Below are 19,956 nucleotides of genomic sequence, written 5' to 3' on the forward strand. Positions count from 1 at the left end.
AGTGCGGTTAAAAATAACCGCACTTTTTTTATATTTTCACTTGCCAAAAAACGAAAAATCAATAAAATGAACGTTTATTCATTTTTGATATTCATCTTAAATGACCTTTCTCATATATAACCCTAAGAATTTAATTTTTTATTATGCGACAAGTAAAAGCCTCTAAAACGAAGCTTGATGTCAGTGAGCAGATCTTTGATGCAACAGATCGTCTTATGGCAAAAGAAGGATTACATCATCTTTCTATGCATAAGCTTTCTATGCATAAGTTAGCTAAGGAAGCAGGCATCGCAGCAGGTACGATTTATCTTTATTTTAAGAGTAAAGACGAGTTATTAGCACAATTTGCTCGTCGAGTGTTCAATAAGTTTGTTTTGGCGATTGAAGAAGGTTTTGATGAAAGCCAACCTTTTTTCGAACAATACAGAAAAATGTGGTGGAATATTTGGCATTTTCTTCAAGAAAATCCAAAAATTTTTTCAAATATGAATCAGTATAAATCTTTGCCGGAGTTTCTTGAAACCTGCAAAGAAATGGAGTGTTCGTGTTGGGATCAGTTTTGTCTCAATGGACAAGCAGCAAATGTGTTAGCTGATTTAGAACCTCGAATTTTATTTTTGCTGAGTCTAGATACTGCAATAGTTTTAGCCTCAGATAACAAATTTCTCGGTATAGCGGTTACCGATGCGGTGTTAGAATCTGTCATTGAACGCTCTTGGCGTGCAATTCAGAAGTAGTCATTTTATTGTCTTAATGGAGTTTTCCAAATGAGTATAACTCAAACTAATAGACCAAAGCGCTCACACGTTTTCTTTTTGAAATTAGCGTTAGGCGTGTTTGTGTTAATTTTTGCAGCAATGATTTTCCTTAATCAAATGAAGGCAAAAGGCATTGCTGATTTCTTAGCAAATAAACCAGAAACAGCCTCTCCTGTGACTGCAATGACAGTTAAGGCTTCAGAATGGACACCAATCATTGAAACGACAGGTCTTGTTCGTCCGAATCAAGGGGCGATGTTAAGCGCTCAAAGTGCAGGAACGGTGTCTAAAGTGCTCGTACAAAATGGTCAGAGCGTGAAAAAAGGTGATTTGTTAGTTGAGTTAGATAGCTCAGTTGAGCGTGCAAGCTTACAAGCCGCACAAGCTCAGGTGGTGTCATTACGTCAAACTTATCAACGTTATGCAAACCTTGCAGGCAGCGGGGCTGTTTCTCGTCAAGAATTAGATAATGCAAAAGCAGCTTATGAAGCACAAGCGGCAAATATTGAGTCATTAAAAGCAGCAATTGAACGTCGCCAAATCGTGGCACCATTTGATGGTAAAGCCGGTATCGTGAAAGTGAATGTTGGTCAGTACGTTTCAAACGGTACTGAAATTGTGCGTGTGGAAGATCGTTCTTCTATGAAAGTGGATTTTGCAATTGCTCAAAACCTATTAGATAAATTGCATATTGGTCAAAAAGTAACGGCTACGGCGGATGCGCGTAAAGGTGAAACCTTTGCAGCAAAAGTTACTGCCATTGAGCCGGCAATTAATTCTTCAACCGGTTTAGTAGATGTTCAAGCAACATTTGAGCCGGAAGATGGGGCAAAATTATTATCTGGAATGTTTACCCGCTTACATGTCGCTTTACCAACTGAGCATAATCAAATCGTTGTGCCACAAGTGGCAGTGAGCTACAACATGTATGGCGAATCGCTTTATATTTTGACCGCACTTTCCGATGAAGATATTGAGAAATTAGGCGGCGCAGAAAAAGCGGCGAATATGTACCGTGCAAAATCAATCACTGTATTTACGAAAGATCGTCAAGGCATTTATGCGCAATTAAAAGGCGATGAAGTCAAAGTCGGCGATAAAATTGTGACCGGCGGTCAGCAAAACTTAAGTAACGGCTCATTAGTGTCTGTTGTAGATAAAGCGGGCGTAGGTACTGAACAACCTGCGAATAAAACGAATCTTTAATTAGGAAAAGCGAATGAAATTTACCGATATATTTATTCGTCGTCCTGTTTTGGCAGTTTCGATTAGCTTGTTAATCATTATTTTAGGTTTACAAGCAATTTCGAAATTGGCTGTGCGCGAATATCCGAAAATGACCACAACGGTAATTACGGTAACCACAGCATATCCAGGGGCGGATGCAAACTTAATTCAAGCGTTTGTCACTTCCAAAATTGAAGAGGCGGTAGCGCAAGCGGATAATGTGGACTATATGTCTTCAAGTTCTAGCCCAAGTTCTTCAACAGTCACCGTAAAAATGAAATTAAATACGGATCCGAATGCGGCATTGGCAGATGTTTTAGCTAAAGTTAACTCAGTTCGTTCTGAATTGCCAAGTGGTATTGAAGATCCAACGATTTCTTCATCAACCGGTGGTTCGGGGATTATGTATATTAGTTTCCGTTCTGACAAGCTTGATGCAAGCCAAGTGACTGACTATATTCAACGCGTAGTCAAACCTCAGTTCTTTACTGTAGAAGGGGTGGCGAGTGTGCAGATCTTTGGTGCATCTGAGTACGCACTTCGTATTTGGTTAGATCCAGAAAAAATGGCGGCTCAAAACCTTTCAGCCACAAAAGTGATGTCTGCATTATCAGCGAATAACGTTCAAACGGCGGCTGGTAATGATAATGGCTATTTTGTAACCTATAAAAACAAAGTAGAAACCACAACAAAATCGGTTGAAGAATTAGGTAACTTAATTGTGACGTCTAACGGTGATAAGTTAGTACGTTTACGCGATATCGCTGATATTGAGTTAAATAAATCAAGCGATAGCTCACGTGCGGTAGCCAATGGCGCAGATTCTGTTGTATTAGAGATTAACCCAACCTCATCAGCAAACCCATTAACGGTAGCTGCGAAAGTACGTCCGCTATATGACAGTATTAAAAATAATCTACCGGATGCTATTGAATCTGACATCTTATATGACAGTACAATTGCGATTAATAACTCAATTAATGAAGTAATCAAAACGATTGTTGAGGCAACGATAATCGTGTTAGTGGTGATTACCATGTTTATTGGTTCATTCCGCGCGATTTTAATCCCGCTTATCACCATTCCGATTTCATTAATTGGGGTAATCATGTTGCTTCAATCATTTGATTTTTCTATTAACCTGATGACGTTGCTGGCATTGGTTCTAGCCATCGGTTTGGTGGTGGATGATGCAATTGTGGTATTGGAAAACGTAGACCGCCACATTAAGTTAGGTGAAACGCCATTCCGTGCGGCGATTATCGGTACGCGTGAAATTGCCGTTCCGGTTATTTCCATGACCATTACCTTGATTGCGGTATATTCTCCAATGGCGTTAATGGGCGGTATTACGGGTACGTTGTTTAAAGAGTTTGCTTTAACCCTTGCTGGAGCAGTATTTATTTCCGGTATCGTAGCATTAACGCTTTCACCAATGATGACCAGTAAATTGCTAAAATCCAATGAGGCTCCAAGTAAATTGGAACAACGAGTAGAGCATACCCTTAGTAAAGTGAATGCAGCTTATGCGTATGTACTTGATTTGGCGATGGTAAACCGTAAATGTATGTTGATGTTTGCGGCAATCATTTTTGCAACCTTACCAGTGTTGTTTAAATCACTTTCAAGTGAATTAACACCAACGGAAGACAAAGGCGCATTTTTGGCAATCGGTTCTGCACCGTCTAACGTAAACGTGGATTATGTGCAAAATGCGATGACACCTTATCAAGAGATTTTAACCAATACGCCAGAAGTACAGTTTGCGATGACGATTTCAGGGGCACCAAGCTCTAACCAATCTTTAAACGTTGTAATTTTAAAAGATTGGAAAGAACGCTCAAAAAGCCAAACAGCTATCATGAATGAGCTGAATGAAAAAGCGAAATCTATTCCTGAAGTGTCTGTACAAGGCTTTGCGTTCCCAGAAATTAATACAGGGGAGCAAGGTCCTCCAATTGGTTTTGTGATCAGCACATCACAAGACTACGGTGATTTAGCAAATGTGGCGGGTAAATTCTTAGAGGATATGCAAAAATCCAGCAAGTTCGTTTATACCAATCTCGATCTTAAATTTGATACTGCTCAAATGCGTATTAAGATCGATCGTGAAAAAGCAGGAACTTATGGCATTACAATGCAACAAATCAGCCGTACGTTAGGCAGCTTCTTATCTGCCGCAACCATTGAACGTGTGGATATTGATGGTCGAGCTTACAAAATTATTTCCCAAGTAAAACGTGACAATCGTTTATCTCCGGAAAGTTTTAATAAGTATTACATCACCGCAGCAAATGGTACCTCTGTTCCATTAAGCAGCTTGGTGACGGCTACATTGGAACCACAACCAAGTACATTGCCTCGTTTCAGCCAGTTAAACTCTGCGGTGATTAGTGCTGTACCGATGCCAGGTACTTCAATTGGTGATGCGATCCAATGGTTACAGGACAATGCGAAAAATACGTTACCACAGGGTTATAACTATGACTTTAAAAGTGAAGCGCGTCAGTTAGTACAAGAAGGTAATGCGCTTGCTGTAACGTTCTTACTTGCGGTAGTGATTATTTTCTTAGTCTTGGCAATTCAGTTTGAATCAATTCGCGATCCAATCGTGATTATGATTTCTGTGCCGTTAGCTGTAAGTGGTGCGTTATTAGCCTTAAATGCCTTTGGATTTGTAGGGATTGCTGGAACGACACTCAATATCTACTCACAAGTGGGTTTGATTACCCTGGTTGGTCTTATTACGAAACACGGTATTTTGATGTGTGAAGTAGCGAAAGAAGAGCAGTTAAACCACGGTAAAACGCGTATTGAAGCGATCACTGAAGCGGCTAAAGTACGTTTACGTCCAATTTTGATGACTACCGCTGCGATGATTGCAGGTCTTGTACCGTTGCTTTATGCAACAGGTGCGGGTGCGGTATCTCGTTTCAGTATTGGTATCGTTATTGTGGCAGGCTTGGCTATCGGTACATTGTTTACCTTGTTCGTGTTGCCAGTGATTTATTCTTACATTGCAAGCGAACACAAACCGTTACCAGTGTTTGATGAAAATGTAAAACCAATTGAAGGTCACATTAACGAACAACATTAATTGAAAATACGATAAAAACAAACCGCACTTTGATTTTTCAAGTGCGGTTTTCTTTTGGAGATTAAAAAAGCGAACATGATGTTGGCTTTTTATTTATGAAAGTGCGGTCAATTTTTTAACCATTTTTATTTAGCCATTTTTATTTTTAGCGGCTTTGTAAAGTTCCATCGCTTCTGGTAATAAGCGTTGTAAGTTTTCTTGACGGGACTCATCACTTGGGTGAGTAGAAGCTAACACGTCAAGCGCACCTTTAGAACCACCAGAGGCTTTAGCCATTTTTTGCCATAAACCAGGCGCAACTTGTGGATTGTAACCTGAGCGAGCCATTAGCATTAATCCAACTTCATCCGCTTCAGTTTCTGCGCTACGAGAGTACGGTTTATCTAAAGCAAAGTCTTTAGTAAGTGTCACTAAATCAGTCACATCGGCTCCAACGACAACAGACAGAGCTGTTCCACCAATAGCGCCAGCAATCGCACTCATGGTGCCGAAGTTGGCTTTGGCTTTACCGTGCTCTTTTAAGGCGTGAGCCATTTCATGACCCATTACAACCGCGATTTCATTATCGTTTAGTTGTAAAGTATCTACTAAACCTGTGTAGAAAGCCATTTTCCCGCCAGGCATTGCCCAAGCATTGAGCTCTTTAGATTTAATGACATTGATTTGCCAATTAAACTTTAAGCCAGTTTCATTCTCTTGGTTTGCATAAGGCACCATTTTGTTAAAGACATGATGAATACGTCTTGCGGTATTTGATGTGGTATCAATCGCACCTTGTGAGCGAATTTTCCCCATTTCTTGTGTATAGCTGCTTGCTGCTTCTTGATTGATTGAGGCAGAATCCGCACAAGACGTGATAACCGCCCCTGCTAATACAGCAAAAGCAAAACTTTTGAGTTGTTTTTTCATAAATTATCCTTTTGTTGAGATGGCTGATTATATAAATTTATTGTGTTTTGTCGATACAAAAAGATTGTCTTTTAAATTTGTACTACTATAATAGTGCAAATTTTTGTTTTAGGACTTAACGATGACAATAAAAAAATCTCCTTCTTTATTAGGCGGCGCCATGATTATTGCGGGGACCGCGATTGGTGCTGGCATGCTTGCTAACCCAACCTCGACAGCAGGTGTATGGTTTATCGGCTCTATTCTGGCTTTGATTTACACTTGGTTCTGTATGACCACATCAGGTTTGATGATTCTAGAAGCCAACTTACATTATCCTACCGGCTCAAGCTTTGACACCATCGTAAAAGATTTGTTAGGGAAAGGTTGGAATATTATCAATGGTCTTTCTGTTGCTTTCGTCTTATATATTTTAACTTATGCTTATATCACCTCTGGTGGTGGTATTACACAAAACTTGCTTAATCAAGCTTTTGGCTCAGCAGAAAGTGCGGTCGATATTGGGCGTACTTCCGGTTCCTTAATTTTCTGTTTTATTCTTGCGGCTTTTGTATGGCTTTCTACTAAAGCGGTGGACCGTTTCACGACGGTATTGATTGTTGGGATGGTAGTCGCTTTCTTCCTTTCTACTGCAGGCTTATTGAGCTCTGTAAAAACAGAGGTGTTATTCAATACCATTGCGGAAGGTGAACAAAGCTATTTGCCTTATTTATTGACCGCACTTCCAGTTTGCTTAGTGTCTTTTGGTTTCCACGGAAATGTACCGAGTCTCGTCAAATATTACGATCGTGATGGTCGTCGCGTGATGAAATCGATCTTTATTGGTACAGGTTTAGCCTTAGTGATTTACATTTTATGGCAGCTTGCGGTGCAAGGTAATTTACCGCGTACCGAGTTTGCTCCGGTGATTGCAAAAGGTGGCGATGTATCAGCATTATTGGAAGCGTTACATAAATACATTGAAGTGGAATACATTGCCGTTGTGTTGAATTTCTTTGCTTATATGGCTATTGCAACCTCATTCTTAGGGGTAACGTTAGGTTTATTTGATTATATTGCCGACTTATTTAAATTTGATGACAGCTTATTAGGCAGAACAAAAACCACATTGGTGACATTCTTACCGCCACTATTGTTAAGTTTACAATTCCCTTATGGCTTTGTGATCGCTATTGGTTATGCCGGATTAGCCGCAACCATTTGGGCAGCAATCGTGCCAGCACTACTTGCTAAAGCCAGTCGTCAAAAATTCCCAAATGCAACTTATAAAGTGTATGGCGGTAATTTTATGATTGGCTTTGTGATCTTATTCGGTGTGTTAAATATTGTGGCACAAGTAGGCGCAAACTTAGGATGGTTTGCAAGTTTCGCAGGATAAGTTTTCACGTTAATATAGCAGGGGCGTATCAAATACGCCCTTTTTAATTTTGCATAGGAAACAAAATGAATAACAAAACGAGTGTTTACGATAAAGAAAACTTCTTTGAGCTTTATCAAAAACTTCGATCTAATCCCATCAGTCTCAATGAAATAGTGGAAAAGCCAACGATGCTTTTCCTGTTACCTGATTTGCAAGGGAAGAAATTACTAGACCTAGGTTGTGGCACTGGCGGGCATTTACAACTTTATCTAGAACGAGGTGCGGATAAAGTGATTGGAACCGATCTTTCCGAAAAAATGCTCGAACAAGCTGAAAAAGATCTGCAAAAGTGCGGTCAGTTTTCAGGTCGTTTTTCGTTATATCAGCTACCGATGGAAAAATTGTCAGAATTGCCAGAACGTGATTTTGATGTCATTACTAGCTCTTTTGCTTTTCATTATATTGAAGATTTTCCAGCTTTATTAGCTTCCATTGCCAACAAACTTAAGCCTAACGGCACACTGGTTTTTTCCCAAGAGCATCCGATTACAACTTGCCATAAAGAAGGGGAGCGCTGGGAAAAAAATGAGAAAAAACAGCAAGTCGCTTATCGTTTAAATCATTACCGTGATGAAGGATTGAGAGAGCGGAATTGGTTTCAACAACCTTTTAAAACCTATCACCGCACGACGGCAACGATTATTAATGATTTAATTGCTGCAGGTTTTCAAATTGAACAAATGGCTGAACCCATGTTAGCCGAGCAGCCACAATGGCATGATGAATTTAAAGATTTGCGGCATCGTCCCCCTTTATTGTTTATTAAAGCAAGAAAAGTGATGAATTTAACAAAATAAGCTGGTTTTTGACCGCACTTTATGGTATAAATCGCACCGCTGTTTTTGGGTTTCAAAAGCAGCGTTTTTAATTATTAACAACACACACATATCATTAAGGCTTAATCGGGGTGCCAAACGGTCGATTAGCTGATATGTGGAGGCTCAACCCCAACAAAAGGAAAATATTATGGCACAAGTTTCAATGCGCGACATGATCAACGCGGGCGTACACTTCGGACACCAAACTCGTTACTGGAATCCACAAATGAAACCTTTCATTTTTGGTGCTCGTAACGGTGTTCATATCATCAACTTAGAAAAAACTTTACCTTTATTCAACGAAGCTTTAGCGGAATTAACCCGTATTGCTAGCAACAACGGTAAAGTATTATTCGTTGGTACTAAACGCGCGGCTCAAGAAGCAGTACAAGCTGCAGCATTAGACTGTCAACAATATTATGTAAACCACCGTTGGTTAGGTGGTATGTTGACTAACTGGAAAACCGTTCGTCAATCAATTAAACGTTTAAAAGATTTAGAAACTCAATCTCAAGACGGTACTTTTGACAAATTAACCAAAAAAGAAGCGTTAATGCGTACCCGTGAGATGGAAAAACTTGAATTAAGCCTTGGCGGTATCAAAGATATGGGCGGCTTACCAGATGCGTTATTCGTTATCGGTGCAGACCACGAACATATCGCTGTTAAAGAAGCAAATAACCTAGGTATTCCTGTATTTGCTATCGTTGATACTAACTCAACTCCAGCTGGCGTAGATTTCGTTATCCCTGGTAACGATGATGCGACTCGTGCTATCCAACTTTACGTTTCTGCAGCTGCAGCAGCGGTTAAAGAAGGTCGTGGTAACGAAGCTCAAGTTGCTGAAGAATTAGCAGCTGACGCAGAATAATTTAAGTTTTGCAATAAGGCGAAGCCCTTAATAATCAAACGATTAATTGGCATAGGGGCTAAAATTTAGCCCCTATATTTTTATCTAAAAGTGCGGTCAAAATGAATCGTACTTTCGACAGAGGATTTTTAAAATGGCTGAAATCACAGCATCATTAGTAAAAGAACTTCGTGAACGTACCGGTGCCGGTATGATGGAATGTAAAAAAGCATTAGTTGAAGCAAACGGTGATATCGAGTTAGCAATCGACAACATGCGTAAATCTGGTCAAGCTAAAGCTGCTAAAAAAGCAGGCCGTGTTGCAGCTGAAGGTGTTATCCTTGCTCGTGTAGAAAATGGTTTCGGTGTATTAGTTGAAATGAACTGTGAAACTGACTTCGTAGCAAAAGATGCTGGTTTCTTAGGTTTAGCAAACGAAGTAGCTGATTTCGCAGCAGCACACAAAGGTACCACTATCGAAGCGTTACAAGCACAATTTGAAGAAAAACGTGCTGCATTAGTGGCTAAAATCGGTGAGAACATGAACATCCGTCGTGTTGCTTACTTAGATGGTCAAGTGATTGCTCAATACTTACACGGTGCAAAAATCGGTGTATTAGTTGCAGGTGAAGGTTCAGAAGATGAACTTAAAAAAGTGGCAATGCACGTAGCGGCATCTAAACCAGAATTCGTGAACCCAGAAGATGTACCTGCAGATGTTGTTGAACACGAGCGTCAAATTCAAATTGATATCGCAGTTAACTCTGGTAAACCAAAAGAAATCGCAGAGAAAATGGTTGAAGGCCGTATGAAGAAATTCACTGGTGAAGTTTCATTAACAGGTCAACCATTCGTCATGGATCCTTCTGTATCTGTAGGTGACTTCTTAAAATCAGTAAACACTTCAGTGTCTAACTTCATCCGTTTAGAAGTGGGTGAAGGTATCGAGAAAAAAGAAGAAGATTTCGCAGCTGAAGTTGCAAAAATCACTGGCGGTAACGCTTAATTTTCTCCATTGAGATATAAAAAAGCCGATATTGAATATCGGCTTTTTTGTTGTCTGAAATTTAAGATTTTCTATTTCTTTGGACGAATATCGATGGCAGGGTCTGCATCTTTACGATATTTTTCTTCAATCAGTTTTTTCAGTCCATAGTCATCTTTGTCAGCTTGTTCAGAGAATAAATCTTCTTCTAATGTGAGCTTCGGATTTTTAATTCCAATCCAATTAGCAATACCTTCTAAGAAATTCAAACCAGATTTAAAGGCTTTGTATTCTTTACGTGCCGTATCATCAGATGAAATTTTAAAGAGCGGAATATTATGATGTAATTGGCTGTGGCAGTTTTGGTTAAACAAGGTGACGCCATGTTTATCATCTTCCTGATGACATAAACCATGATCTGAAAAATAAATCATGGAGAAAGTGCGGTGTGTTTTTTGCTCGTTTTCTTTGAGCGTTTCATACACTTTCTTGATGAAATCATCGGTTTTCTTAATGGATGTAATATAGCAATTTAAGTATTCGTTCTTTTTCTCAATGTCATTGTCATTGAAAATTTTCGGGTAATCTTCAATGCGATCGCAAGCGAGCGGATGTGAACCATAAATGTGTAATACAATAAAGCGTTTACCTTGTGTTGGATCTTCTAAAACTTGGGCAAATTTAGGGATTAAATCAAAATCGCTGTAGTTTGTCGAATTAAAGCTCCCACCTTTTTTCAAGAAAATGGTTTCATCAGATTTTGATGCAAGCGAAGCGACTGGCGTATCGTATTCACCTAAGAAACCTTGATTAGACAGCCAGTAGGTTTTCAGACCTGCAGACTTAATGAGATCCACTAAGCTTAAATCATAGTTTGGTTCCCATTTTTCTTTATCAGGTAACGTTAACATTAAGCGCAATGAGGCGACAGTGTTGGTTCCTGCAGATGTCATACCATCAATCAGTGTACCATTTGCAGATGACATAAATGGTGTGTCATTGACGGGGTATCCATACGCATGCAAGTAATCTTTTCTCGCACTTTCACCCAAAATAATCACATAATCTTGGTATTTAGAATTTTCTAATGTGGATTGTCCCCAGCTGCTTTCCTGTGACATTTTTTTCAATTTTTGCCATTCATTAACGATTTGTACACTCGAATCTATCGTTTCTTTTAATGGCGCAGCAATGGGTAAGTTGTAACCAATCAACAGGGTAGCGAGGGCAATGAATGTTTTATTGCGATAAAATTTCACCCCAAACTTGACCGCACTTTTGTAATGTAAAAAGACTAAAACTGGAATAGCTAATGCAGCTAAATAGCTGCTTACAGGGATTTGCATGAGAAACTCTTTGGTCTCTAACATATCTGTCGCGAGAACCGATGCAATATATTGGTAGCTTGGTGCACCAAAATTTAAGCCTGTTGGCGTATAAATTGCGTGTAAGCAAACTAAGGGTAATAAAATAAAATAGAAAGATTTTCGGCTACTACTTAATAAAATAATGAAAATAGCCGCGAGTAAAATCAGACTAATAGATGGCTCAGGAAACATCCCTGAACCTCGTAAAATCAAATAACCCGCAGCAATGGCGCAAGCCAAAGAAAAAAGTGCGGTTAAAATTTGTGAGGTTTTTGAAATCTTCATAAAGTTTACCTATAAAATCAAAACAGCGATATTTTATCGCACTTTTCTGACTAATTTCCATTTTTAACTTTTTCGCTCTTTTGCTAGAATAAGCCAAATTTTGTAACCGACAAAGGAAAAGACAAATGAGCCAACCAATTTACAAACGTATTTTATTGAAATTAAGTGGTGAAGCATTGCAAGGTGATGAGGGCTTCGGTATCGATCCTTCGATCCTTGATCGTATGGCGTTAGAGATTAAAGAATTAATTGAAATGGGCGTGGAAGTTGGTGTTGTGCTCGGTGGTGGTAACTTATTCCGTGGTGCAAAATTAGCTAAAGCCGGCATGAATCGCGTAGTGGGCGACCATATGGGGATGCTTGCAACGGTGATGAATGGCTTGGCAATGCGTGATGCGCTTCATCGTGCAGATGTGAATGCAAAATTAATGTCTGCATTCCAATTAAATGGGATTTGCGATACCTATAACTGGTCTGAAGCCATCAAAATGTTGCGTGAAAAACGTGTAGTCATTTTCTCAGCCGGTACCGGTAGCCCGTTCTTTACTACAGATTCTGCGGCATGTTTACGTGGTATCGAAATTGAAGCGGATATCGTGTTAAAAGCGACCAAAGTTGATGGCGTGTATGATTGCGACCCTGCAAAAAATCCTAATGCGAAGCTATACCATAAATTATCTTATGCAGAAGTGATTGATAAAGAATTACAAGTAATGGATTTGGCAGCATTCACGCTTGCTCGTGACCACGGTATGCCAATTCGTGTATTTAATATGTGCAAACCAGGTGCGTTACGCCAAGTTGTACTCGGTACAGAAGAAGGTACAACGATTAGTTAATTTTTAAACGAATAAAACGGCGAGAAAGTATCTCGCCTTTTTTGTGAATAAATTTATTCAAAACTCCCTAAAAATCCAGTAAAATCACTGTGTTTTATCTTTATTTATTGAAAAGGACAGATGAATGATTAATGAAATCAAACAAGATGCTGAAGCTCGCATGGAAAAAAGCCTCGAAGCGTTGCGTGGGCATATTGCAAAAATCCGTACAGGCCGTGCACAACCAAGCTTATTAGATGCAATCCAAGTGGAATACTATGGTGCGGCGACACCACTTCGTCAATTAGCTAACGTTGTTGCAGAAGATGCTCGTACTTTAGCGGTAACAGTATTTGACCGTTCTTTAATCAGTGCAGTAGAAAAAGCAATTTTAACGTCTGATTTAGGTTTAAACCCATCTTCAGCAGGTACAACAATTCGCGTGCCTCTTCCTCCATTAACTGAAGAACGCCGTCGTGATTTAATCAAAATCGTAAAAAGCGAAGGTGAGCAAGGTAAAGTCGCGATTCGTAATGTACGTCGTGATGCAAATGATAAAATCAAAGCATTATTAAAAGACAAAGAAATCAGCGAAAACGATCAACACAAAGCAGAAGAAATCATTCAAAAAGTCACTGATAGCTATATCAAAAAAGTGGATGAGATCTTAGCAGATAAAGAAAAAGAATTAATGGATTTCTAATTGTCGAACCATGTTTTGGGGCAGACCAAGTGTCTGCCCTTGTTCTATTCTGATTAAAAAATAAAAGCACAAAGTGCGGTCGAAATTTTATGCAAAAACAAAATCTTGTTATTTTAGGATCAACCGGTTCTATTGGTCATAGCACCCTTTCTGTTATCGAACATAATCCTGACAAATACCATGCCTTTGCGTTAGTAGGGGGCAAAAATGTTGAGACAATGTTTGAACAATGCGTGAAATTTCAACCGCACTTTGCTGCGTTAGATGATGAAAATGCAGCAAAAGTATTGCGAGAAAAATTAGCTTCACACCACATTAAAACGGAAGTCTTAGCTGGGCAGAAAACTATTTGTGAGCTGGCAGCACATCCAGATGCTGATCAAGTTATGGCAGCCATTGTTGGTGCGGCGGGATTACTACCGACCCTTTCTGCGGTAAAAGCAAGTAAGAAAGTCTTGCTTGCGAATAAAGAATCGTTGGTGACTTGTGGCCAGATCTTTATTGATGCAGTGAAGCAGTCAAAAGTAAAATTATTGCCTGTTGATAGCGAACATAACGCGATTTTTCAATCCTTACCGCCTGAGGCACAAGAAAAGGTTGGGTTCTGTCCTTTGAAAGAATTGGGGGTCAGTAAAATTGTCTTAACTGGTTCTGGTGGGCCTTTCCGTTATACGCCATTAAACGAGTTTGAACATATTACGCCAGAACAAGCCGTCGCTCACCCAAACTGGTCAATGGGTAAAAAAATCTCCGTGGATTCTGCCACGATGATGAATAAAGGTTTAGAGTACATTGAAGCCCGCTGGCTCTTCAATGCATCGGCTGATGAAATGGAAGTGATTATTCATCCTCAATCTATTATTCATTCAATGGTACGTTATGTAGATGGTTCGGTCATTGCTCAAATGGGCAATCCGGATATGCGCACACCAATTGCGGAAACCATGGCTTATCCAAATCGTACAGTCAGTGGTGTGGAACCATTAGACTTCTTTAAAATCAAAGAATTGACATTTATCGAACCTGATTTTAATCGTTATCCAAATTTAAAATTAGCGATCGATGCTTTTGCAGAAGGGCAGTATGCGACAACCGCAATGAATGCGGCAAATGAAATCGCAGTACAAGCCTTTTTAGATGGCTATATTAAATTTACAGATATTGCGAAAATTAACCAAGCAACGGTTGAGCAAATGCCAGCTTCTACTATTTCAAGCATTGATGATGTCTTAGCCGTAGATAAGCAAGCACGTGAATTAGCCGCTTCGCTGATTAAAAAGTTAATGTAGAATACACCAAAGTGCGGTCATAAAATCCGAATATTTTAGAATGAAAGAACTTGATAACAATAATATTCCCGAACACGTTGCCATCATAATGGATGGTAATGGGCGCTGGGCGAAGCAACAAAATAAGTTGCGTATTTTTGGCCATACAAATGGGGTGGCAGCCGTGCGCCGAGCGGTGAGCTATGCACGACAAACGGGTGTTAAATTTTTGACGTTATATGCGTTTAGCAGCGAAAACTGGAATCGTCCAGAGCAAGAAGTGAGCGCTTTAATGACGCTCTTTATGCAAGCGCTTGATCGAGAAGTCAAAAAATTACATAAAAATAATATTCGTTTAAAGATTATCGGTGATGTTTCTCGTTTTAGTGAAAAATTGCAAGAGAAGATCGCAAAAGCAGAAAATTTAACGGGAAATAATACTGCACTGACGTTAAATATTGCGGCTAATTACGGTGGTTGTTGGGATATTGTTCAAGCGACTCAACAACTCGCTGAAAAAGTAAAAAATAATGAGATTTCGGTGAGTGATATTAATGAATCACTTTTCCAGCAACATTTAGTCACACAAGATGAGCCACCAGTCGATTTGTTAATTCGGACGAGCGGTGAGCAACGCATTAGTAATTTCTTACTTTGGCAAATTGCGTATGCGGAATTATGTTTTTTAGAAGTGCTTTGGCCGGATTTTAGTGAAAAAGATTTTAATCAGGCAATTGCCTGCTATCAACAACGTCATCGCCGTTTTGGCGCGACAGAATAAGCGGAGAACTTATGCTTAAAGAACGTGTATTATCAGCCATTGTATTGATTGCTTTGGTATTATGTGCCTTGTTCTTATTTACCCCATTTTATTTTGCCCTAGCCTTAGGCTTTGTGGCGACGCTTGGTATTTGGGAATGGGCTCAATTTGCTCGTTTTAAAAATCCTTTGGCGCGCCTTTGTATCGCGGCATTTTTAGGCGCATTTATCTTCCTTTGGCTTTATAACGAAGGTAATTATTTAGATGCGGGTCGGGTATTTGAAAACTACTTGCCGCTTTTATTGTTAAATTCAGTCGGTTGGTGGGCGCTTGCATTAGTATTAGTGGTGACTTATCCAAGCTCAGCGAAGTTTTGGGGTAAAAATATCCCTTTACAAGTGTTGTTTGCTTTCTCTACGCTGATTCCTTTTATTGCAGCAGTCTTACGTTTACGTTTAGATAATTATACAGCTGATCCTCATCATGGTTTATTCTTATTGCTTTATGTGTTTGTATTGGTATGGGCAGCTGACTCAGGTGCCTATTTTGCCGGACGAGCTTTTGGTAAGCACAAACTTGCACCGAAAGTATCACCTGGGAAAACATGGCAAGGTGTATTTGGAGGCATGATCACCGCGGCGGCATTGGCATTTGTGTTTATCCACTTCTCAGGTGAAACCTTATTAGGTAGTCGTGCAATGAGTGGTTTTGTTGTGCTTTCTGTGGCAACAGTGGCTATTTCTGTATTAGGTGACTTAGCCGAAAGTATGTTTAAACGTGAATCAGGCATTAAAGACAGCAGTCAATTAATTCCAGGCCATGGCGGTATTTTAGATCGTATTGATAGCTTAACAGCCGCAGTACCGTTCTTCACATACTTCTATTTCTTTGTGTTATAGGATAGAACATGTCGTTTTTGTGGTCGCTTGGCTCATTTATTGTTGCAATTGCTGTACTGGTTGCCGTACACGAATACGGTCACTTTTGGGCAGCAAGAAAGTGCGGTATTAAAGTTCATCGTTTTTCGATTGGCTTTGGTAAAGTAATTTGGCAACGTACAGATAAATTAGGCACAGAGTTTGCGATTTCAGCCATTCCGCTTGGCGGTTATGTAAAAATGCTTGACGGGCGAAATGAAGAAGTTCCCGCAGAATTAAAATCGCAGGCATTTGAAAGTAAATCTGTTGCGCAACGTGCTTTTGTGATTGTTGCAGGTCCCCTTGCTAATTTTATTTTTGCGATTTTGGTATATTGGGTGATTTATTCTGTTGGGATTCCGAGTGTTAAACCGGTCATTGAAAACGTCACGCCAAATTCTCCAGCTGCGATGGCTCAAATTGAACCAAATAGCCAGATTTTGGCAATTGATGGGAAGAATACCCCTGATTGGGAAACCATTAATTTATTGCTCACTGATAAGTTAGGTTCTGATTCGGTTGAACTCACATTAACGCCTTTTGGTGAAGACCAACCTTATCAACGAACCATTAATCTGCAAAATTGGACATTTGAACCTGATAAAGAAACATCATTTGAAACATTAGGAATTAATCCCGTTTCAAGTAAAGTGGAGATGACATTATCAAAAGTGGTGGAAAACTCTCCAGCAGAAAAAGCGGGCTTATTGATTGGCGATAAAATTTTAGCAGAAAATTCGACCGCACTTGATTGGAAAGCTTTTGTCGCACTGGTACAACAAGGTCAGCCTTTTACAATCAAGATCGAACGTAATCAAGAAATTTTTGACAAAACCTTGCAACCTGAGAAGAATCGAGAGGGTAAATGGTTTGTAGGGTTAAGTCCGACGTTCTTAAAAGTTGGCGAACAGTATCGAACTGAATTAAAATATGGTATTCTTGATGCGCTACAAAAAGGTGTGGAAAAGACAGGCCAAATTTCTTGGTTTATTGTGAAGGCAATCGGGAAATTGTTTAGTGGTGAACTTTCATTTTCCAGTTTGGCTGGGCCAATTTCAATTGCTCAAGGTGCAGGCGCATCTTCTAACGCAGGCGTGATTTATTTCTTAAGTTTTCTCGCGTTAATTAGTGTTAATTTAGGCATAATGAATTTATTTCCGTTGCCAGTTTTAGATGGTGGACATCTCGTATTTTTGGCGGCGGAAGCTATCAAAGGAAAACCTGTTTCAGAACGGGTACAAAATTTAAGTTATCGTGTAGGGCTAACAATCTTGTTAATTCAAACAATTTTTGTGCTTTTTAATGATTTCTTTCGTTTATAACTATTGTTTTTTATAGGATAAAGTCGATGAAAAAACTTCTAATCGCAAGTTTATTATTCGGTACTACAACGAGTGTATTTGCGGCACCATTTGTAGCAAAAGACATTCGTGTTGACGGTGCTCAAGGAGACTTAGAACAGCAAATTCTAGCAAGCCTTCCTGTTCGTAGTGGTCAGCGTGTAACGGATAAAGATGTAGCCAATATTGTACGTTCATTATTCGTAAGTGGACAGTTTGATGATGTTAAAGCTTTCCAAGATGGCGACGCATTAGTTGTGAGCGTTATTGCGAAACCAATTATTTCTGAAGTGAATATTAAAGGTAACTCAGTTATTCCAACAGAAGCATTAAAACAAAACCTTGATGCAAATGGTTTCAAAAGTGGTGATGTCTTAAATCGTGCGAAATTAGAAGAGTTTGCGAAAACCTTAAGAGAACATTATAAGAGTATAGGTCGTTATAATGCGAAAGTTGATCCGATAGTGACAACTTTACCGAATAACCGTGCAGAAATTACACTTCAAATTGATGAAGATGATACGGCAAAACTTCGTTCTGTTACTTTTAATGGAAATGAAGCGATTTCTAGCAGTAAGTTACAAGAACAAATGGAACTTCAACCTGATTCTTGGTGGAAACTTTGGGGTAATAAGTTTGATGGTTCTCAATTTGATAAAGATATTCAAGCTATCCAAGACTATTACCAAAATAATGGTTATGCAAAAGCAAGAGTGACAAAAACAGATGTTCAGTTGAATGAAGAACATACAAAAGCAGATGTCACTATTGATGTAAGTGAAGGTGAAAAATACAATTTAAGTTCTGCTCGTATCGTCGGTAACTTAGGTGGTATGGCTGATGAATTACAACCATTATTAGGTGAACTTCACTTAAATGATACATTCAGTCGTGCGGATGTGCAAAATGTTGAAAGCTTAATTAAAGATAAATTAGGTGAACGTGGTTACGGTAGTGCAACAGTGAATACTGTACCAACTTTCGATGATGCGAATAAAACATTAGCATTAACCTTTGTGGTTGATGCGGGACGTCGTTTATCTGTTCGTCAAGTTCGCTTTGAAGGTAATACGGTTTCTGCAGATAGCACATTGCGTCAAGAAATGCGCCAGCAAGAAGGTACTTGGTATAACTCTCAATTAGTTGAGTTAGGTAAAGTACGTTTAGATAGAACGGGTTTCTTTGAGAGTGTAGAAAATCGTGTTGAACCAATTCAAGGTTCTAATGATGAAGTCGATGTCGTATATAAAGTAAGAGAACGTAATACCGGTAGTATTAACTTTGGTATCGGTTATGGTACAGAAAGTGGTATCAGCTATCAAGCAAGTGTGAAACAAGACAATTTCTTGGGAACAGGTGCAGCGGTAAGTTTAGCAGGTACACGTAATGACTACGGTACAAGTGTAAACTTGGGTTATACAGAACCATACTTTACTAAAGATGGAGTAAGTTTAGGTGGAAACGTATTCTATGAAACTTACGATAACTCGAAAAGTGATACTTTATCAACCTATAAACGTACAACTTACGGTGGTAATGTCACATTAGGATTCCCAGTTAATGAGAATAACTCATATTACGTGGGATTAGGTTATACTTATAATAAAATCAGTAACTTCGCGTATGAATACAACCGTGATTTATACATGAAGTCAATGAATTTGACTGGAAACTCAATCAAAACTAATGATTTTGATTTCTCATTTGGTTGGAATTACAACAGCCTAAACCGTGGCTATTTCCCAACTAAAGGTGTGAAAGCAAGTTTAGGTGGTCGTGTCACCATTCCAGGATCTGACAATAAATATTATAAATTAAGCGCTGAGCTTCAAGGTTTCTACCCATTAGATCGTGATCATCGTTGGGTATTATCTGGAAAAGCAACCGCTTCTTATGCAAATGGCTTAGGTGGTAAACGTGTACCGTTCTATCAACTTTATACGGCGGGTGGTATCGGTTCATTACGTGGCTTTGCTTACGGTGCAGTAGGTCCTAATGCGATTTATCAAGACAAATATGGCCAATGGTATCAAAGTACTGATGTCGTTGGTGGTAACGCGATGGCTACAGCAAGTGTCGAACTTATTGTTCCAACCCCATTTGTTGGAGATAAAAGCCAAAATAGCGTGAGAACCTCGCTTTTCGTTGATGCAGCGAGCGTTTGGAATACAAAATGGAAATCAGATAAAGAGGGCTTAAAATCATCTCCGATTTATTCAACATTACCTGATTACAGCAAAGCGGGTCGAGTCCGAGCTTCAACTGGTGTTGCTTTCCAATGGCAATCACCAATTGGACCATTGGTATTCTCTTATGCGAAACCAATCAAAAAATATGAAAATGATGATGTAGAACAATTCCAATTCAGTATTGGTGGTTCTTTCTAATAAATTGAACTTTTACGTTCTATTTAAGTCAAAATCTTCGTTCTGTG

At 39.3% G+C, this 19,956-nt stretch carries 16 protein-coding genes; 14 read left to right on the top strand and 2 right to left on the bottom strand.

Translation table 11 applies throughout. The annotated features are described in order from the left end of the window. Positions 1 to 143 precede the first annotated feature (143 nt). Genes HMPREF3020_RS04110 through HMPREF3020_RS04120 form a run of 3 tightly spaced genes read left to right on the top strand, consistent with a single transcriptional unit; the run spans position 144 to position 5,082 of the window. Positions 144 to 737: a TetR/AcrR family transcriptional regulator gene (locus HMPREF3020_RS04110; protein ID WP_070775647.1), complete on the top strand. Its 594-nt coding sequence runs from the start codon at positions 144 to 146 to the stop codon at positions 735 to 737. A gap of 30 nt (positions 738 to 767) precedes the next feature. Beyond that, positions 768 to 1,964 carry a multidrug efflux RND transporter periplasmic adaptor subunit AcrA gene (locus tag HMPREF3020_RS04115; protein WP_070775648.1) on the top strand — a complete coding sequence of 399 codons (1,197 nt, stop codon included), beginning with the start codon at positions 768 to 770 and terminating at the stop codon, positions 1,962 to 1,964. Positions 1,965 to 1,977: 13 nt separating this feature from the next. Further along, a complete protein-coding gene (locus HMPREF3020_RS04120; RefSeq protein WP_070775649.1) occupies positions 1,978 to 5,082 on the top strand; it encodes a multidrug efflux RND transporter permease subunit AcrB in 3,105 nt (1,034 codons plus the stop codon). Positions 5,083 to 5,211: 129 nt separating this feature from the next. Here the strand turns inward: HMPREF3020_RS04120 and HMPREF3020_RS04125 are convergent, their stop codons facing one another. Further along, positions 5,212 to 5,991 carry a M48 family metallopeptidase gene (locus tag HMPREF3020_RS04125; protein WP_070775650.1) on the bottom strand — a complete coding sequence of 260 codons (780 nt, stop codon included), beginning with the start codon at positions 5,989 to 5,991 and terminating at the stop codon, positions 5,212 to 5,214. Positions 5,992 to 6,112: 121 nt separating this feature from the next. On the opposite strand from HMPREF3020_RS04125, the gene mtr reads away from it, so the two are divergent. The 4 genes from mtr to tsf all read left to right on the top strand — a co-directional run bounded on the left by mtr (position 6,113) and on the right by tsf (position 10,085). Then, complete coding sequence (gene mtr, locus HMPREF3020_RS04130) at positions 6,113 to 7,369, top strand: tryptophan permease (RefSeq protein WP_070775651.1); 1,257 nt, start codon at positions 6,113 to 6,115, stop codon at positions 7,367 to 7,369. A 65-nt stretch (positions 7,370 to 7,434) separates the two neighbouring features. After that, complete coding sequence (locus HMPREF3020_RS04135) at positions 7,435 to 8,208, top strand: class I SAM-dependent methyltransferase (RefSeq protein ID WP_070775652.1); 774 nt, start codon at positions 7,435 to 7,437, stop codon at positions 8,206 to 8,208. Between the two features lie 169 nt (positions 8,209 to 8,377). Continuing rightward, the gene (gene rpsB, locus HMPREF3020_RS04140) at positions 8,378 to 9,100 is read left to right on the top strand and encodes a 30S ribosomal protein S2 (RefSeq protein ID WP_005698638.1); all 723 of its coding nucleotides are present in this window, start codon (positions 8,378 to 8,380) and stop codon (positions 9,098 to 9,100) included. Between the two features lie 133 nt (positions 9,101 to 9,233). Continuing rightward, the gene (tsf, locus tag HMPREF3020_RS04145; RefSeq protein ID WP_049381735.1) at positions 9,234 to 10,085 is read left to right on the top strand and encodes a translation elongation factor Ts; all 852 of its coding nucleotides are present in this window, start codon (positions 9,234 to 9,236) and stop codon (positions 10,083 to 10,085) included. Between the two features lie 71 nt (positions 10,086 to 10,156). Here tsf and HMPREF3020_RS04150 read toward each other — a convergent pair whose 3' ends face one another. After that, on the bottom strand, positions 10,157 to 11,716 hold the full coding sequence (locus HMPREF3020_RS04150; protein WP_070775653.1) for a phosphoethanolamine transferase: 1,560 nt from the start codon (positions 11,714 to 11,716) through the stop codon (positions 10,157 to 10,159). Positions 11,717 to 11,841: 125 nt separating this feature from the next. Here HMPREF3020_RS04150 and pyrH point away from each other — a divergent pair, with 125 nt between their 5' ends. The 7 genes from pyrH to bamA all read left to right on the top strand — a co-directional run bounded on the left by pyrH (position 11,842) and on the right by bamA (position 19,909). After that, a complete protein-coding gene (gene pyrH / locus HMPREF3020_RS04155) occupies positions 11,842 to 12,555 on the top strand; it encodes a UMP kinase (RefSeq protein ID WP_049367890.1) in 714 nt (237 codons plus the stop codon). A 124-nt stretch (positions 12,556 to 12,679) separates the two neighbouring features. Then, positions 12,680 to 13,237 carry a ribosome recycling factor gene (gene frr / locus HMPREF3020_RS04160; protein ID WP_005696784.1) on the top strand — a complete coding sequence of 186 codons (558 nt, stop codon included), beginning with the start codon at positions 12,680 to 12,682 and terminating at the stop codon, positions 13,235 to 13,237. A gap of 89 nt (positions 13,238 to 13,326) precedes the next feature. Further along, positions 13,327 to 14,526, top strand: coding sequence for a 1-deoxy-D-xylulose-5-phosphate reductoisomerase (gene ispC, locus HMPREF3020_RS04165; RefSeq protein WP_070775654.1), 1,200 nt, complete (start codon positions 13,327 to 13,329; stop codon positions 14,524 to 14,526). A gap of 40 nt (positions 14,527 to 14,566) precedes the next feature. Beyond that, entirely contained in the window at positions 14,567 to 15,286 is a 720-nt protein-coding gene (uppS, locus tag HMPREF3020_RS04170; protein WP_070775655.1) for a polyprenyl diphosphate synthase, read from the top strand. 11 nt (positions 15,287 to 15,297) lie between these two features. Next, the gene (locus tag HMPREF3020_RS04175; protein ID WP_070775656.1) at positions 15,298 to 16,164 is read left to right on the top strand and encodes a phosphatidate cytidylyltransferase; all 867 of its coding nucleotides are present in this window, start codon (positions 15,298 to 15,300) and stop codon (positions 16,162 to 16,164) included. Positions 16,165 to 16,172: 8 nt separating this feature from the next. Next, positions 16,173 to 17,504, top strand: a complete 1,332-nt coding sequence (rseP, locus tag HMPREF3020_RS04180; protein ID WP_070775657.1) for a sigma E protease regulator RseP — start codon at positions 16,173 to 16,175, stop codon at positions 17,502 to 17,504. Positions 17,505 to 17,530: 26 nt separating this feature from the next. Continuing rightward, on the top strand, positions 17,531 to 19,909 hold the full coding sequence (gene bamA / locus HMPREF3020_RS04185) for an outer membrane protein assembly factor BamA (protein WP_070775658.1): 2,379 nt from the start codon (positions 17,531 to 17,533) through the stop codon (positions 19,907 to 19,909). Positions 19,910 to 19,956: the final 47 nt, after the last annotated feature.

Source organism: Haemophilus sp. HMSC068C11 (genome assembly GCF_001815355.1).
Lineage (GTDB): Bacteria > Pseudomonadota > Gammaproteobacteria > Enterobacterales > Pasteurellaceae > Haemophilus_D.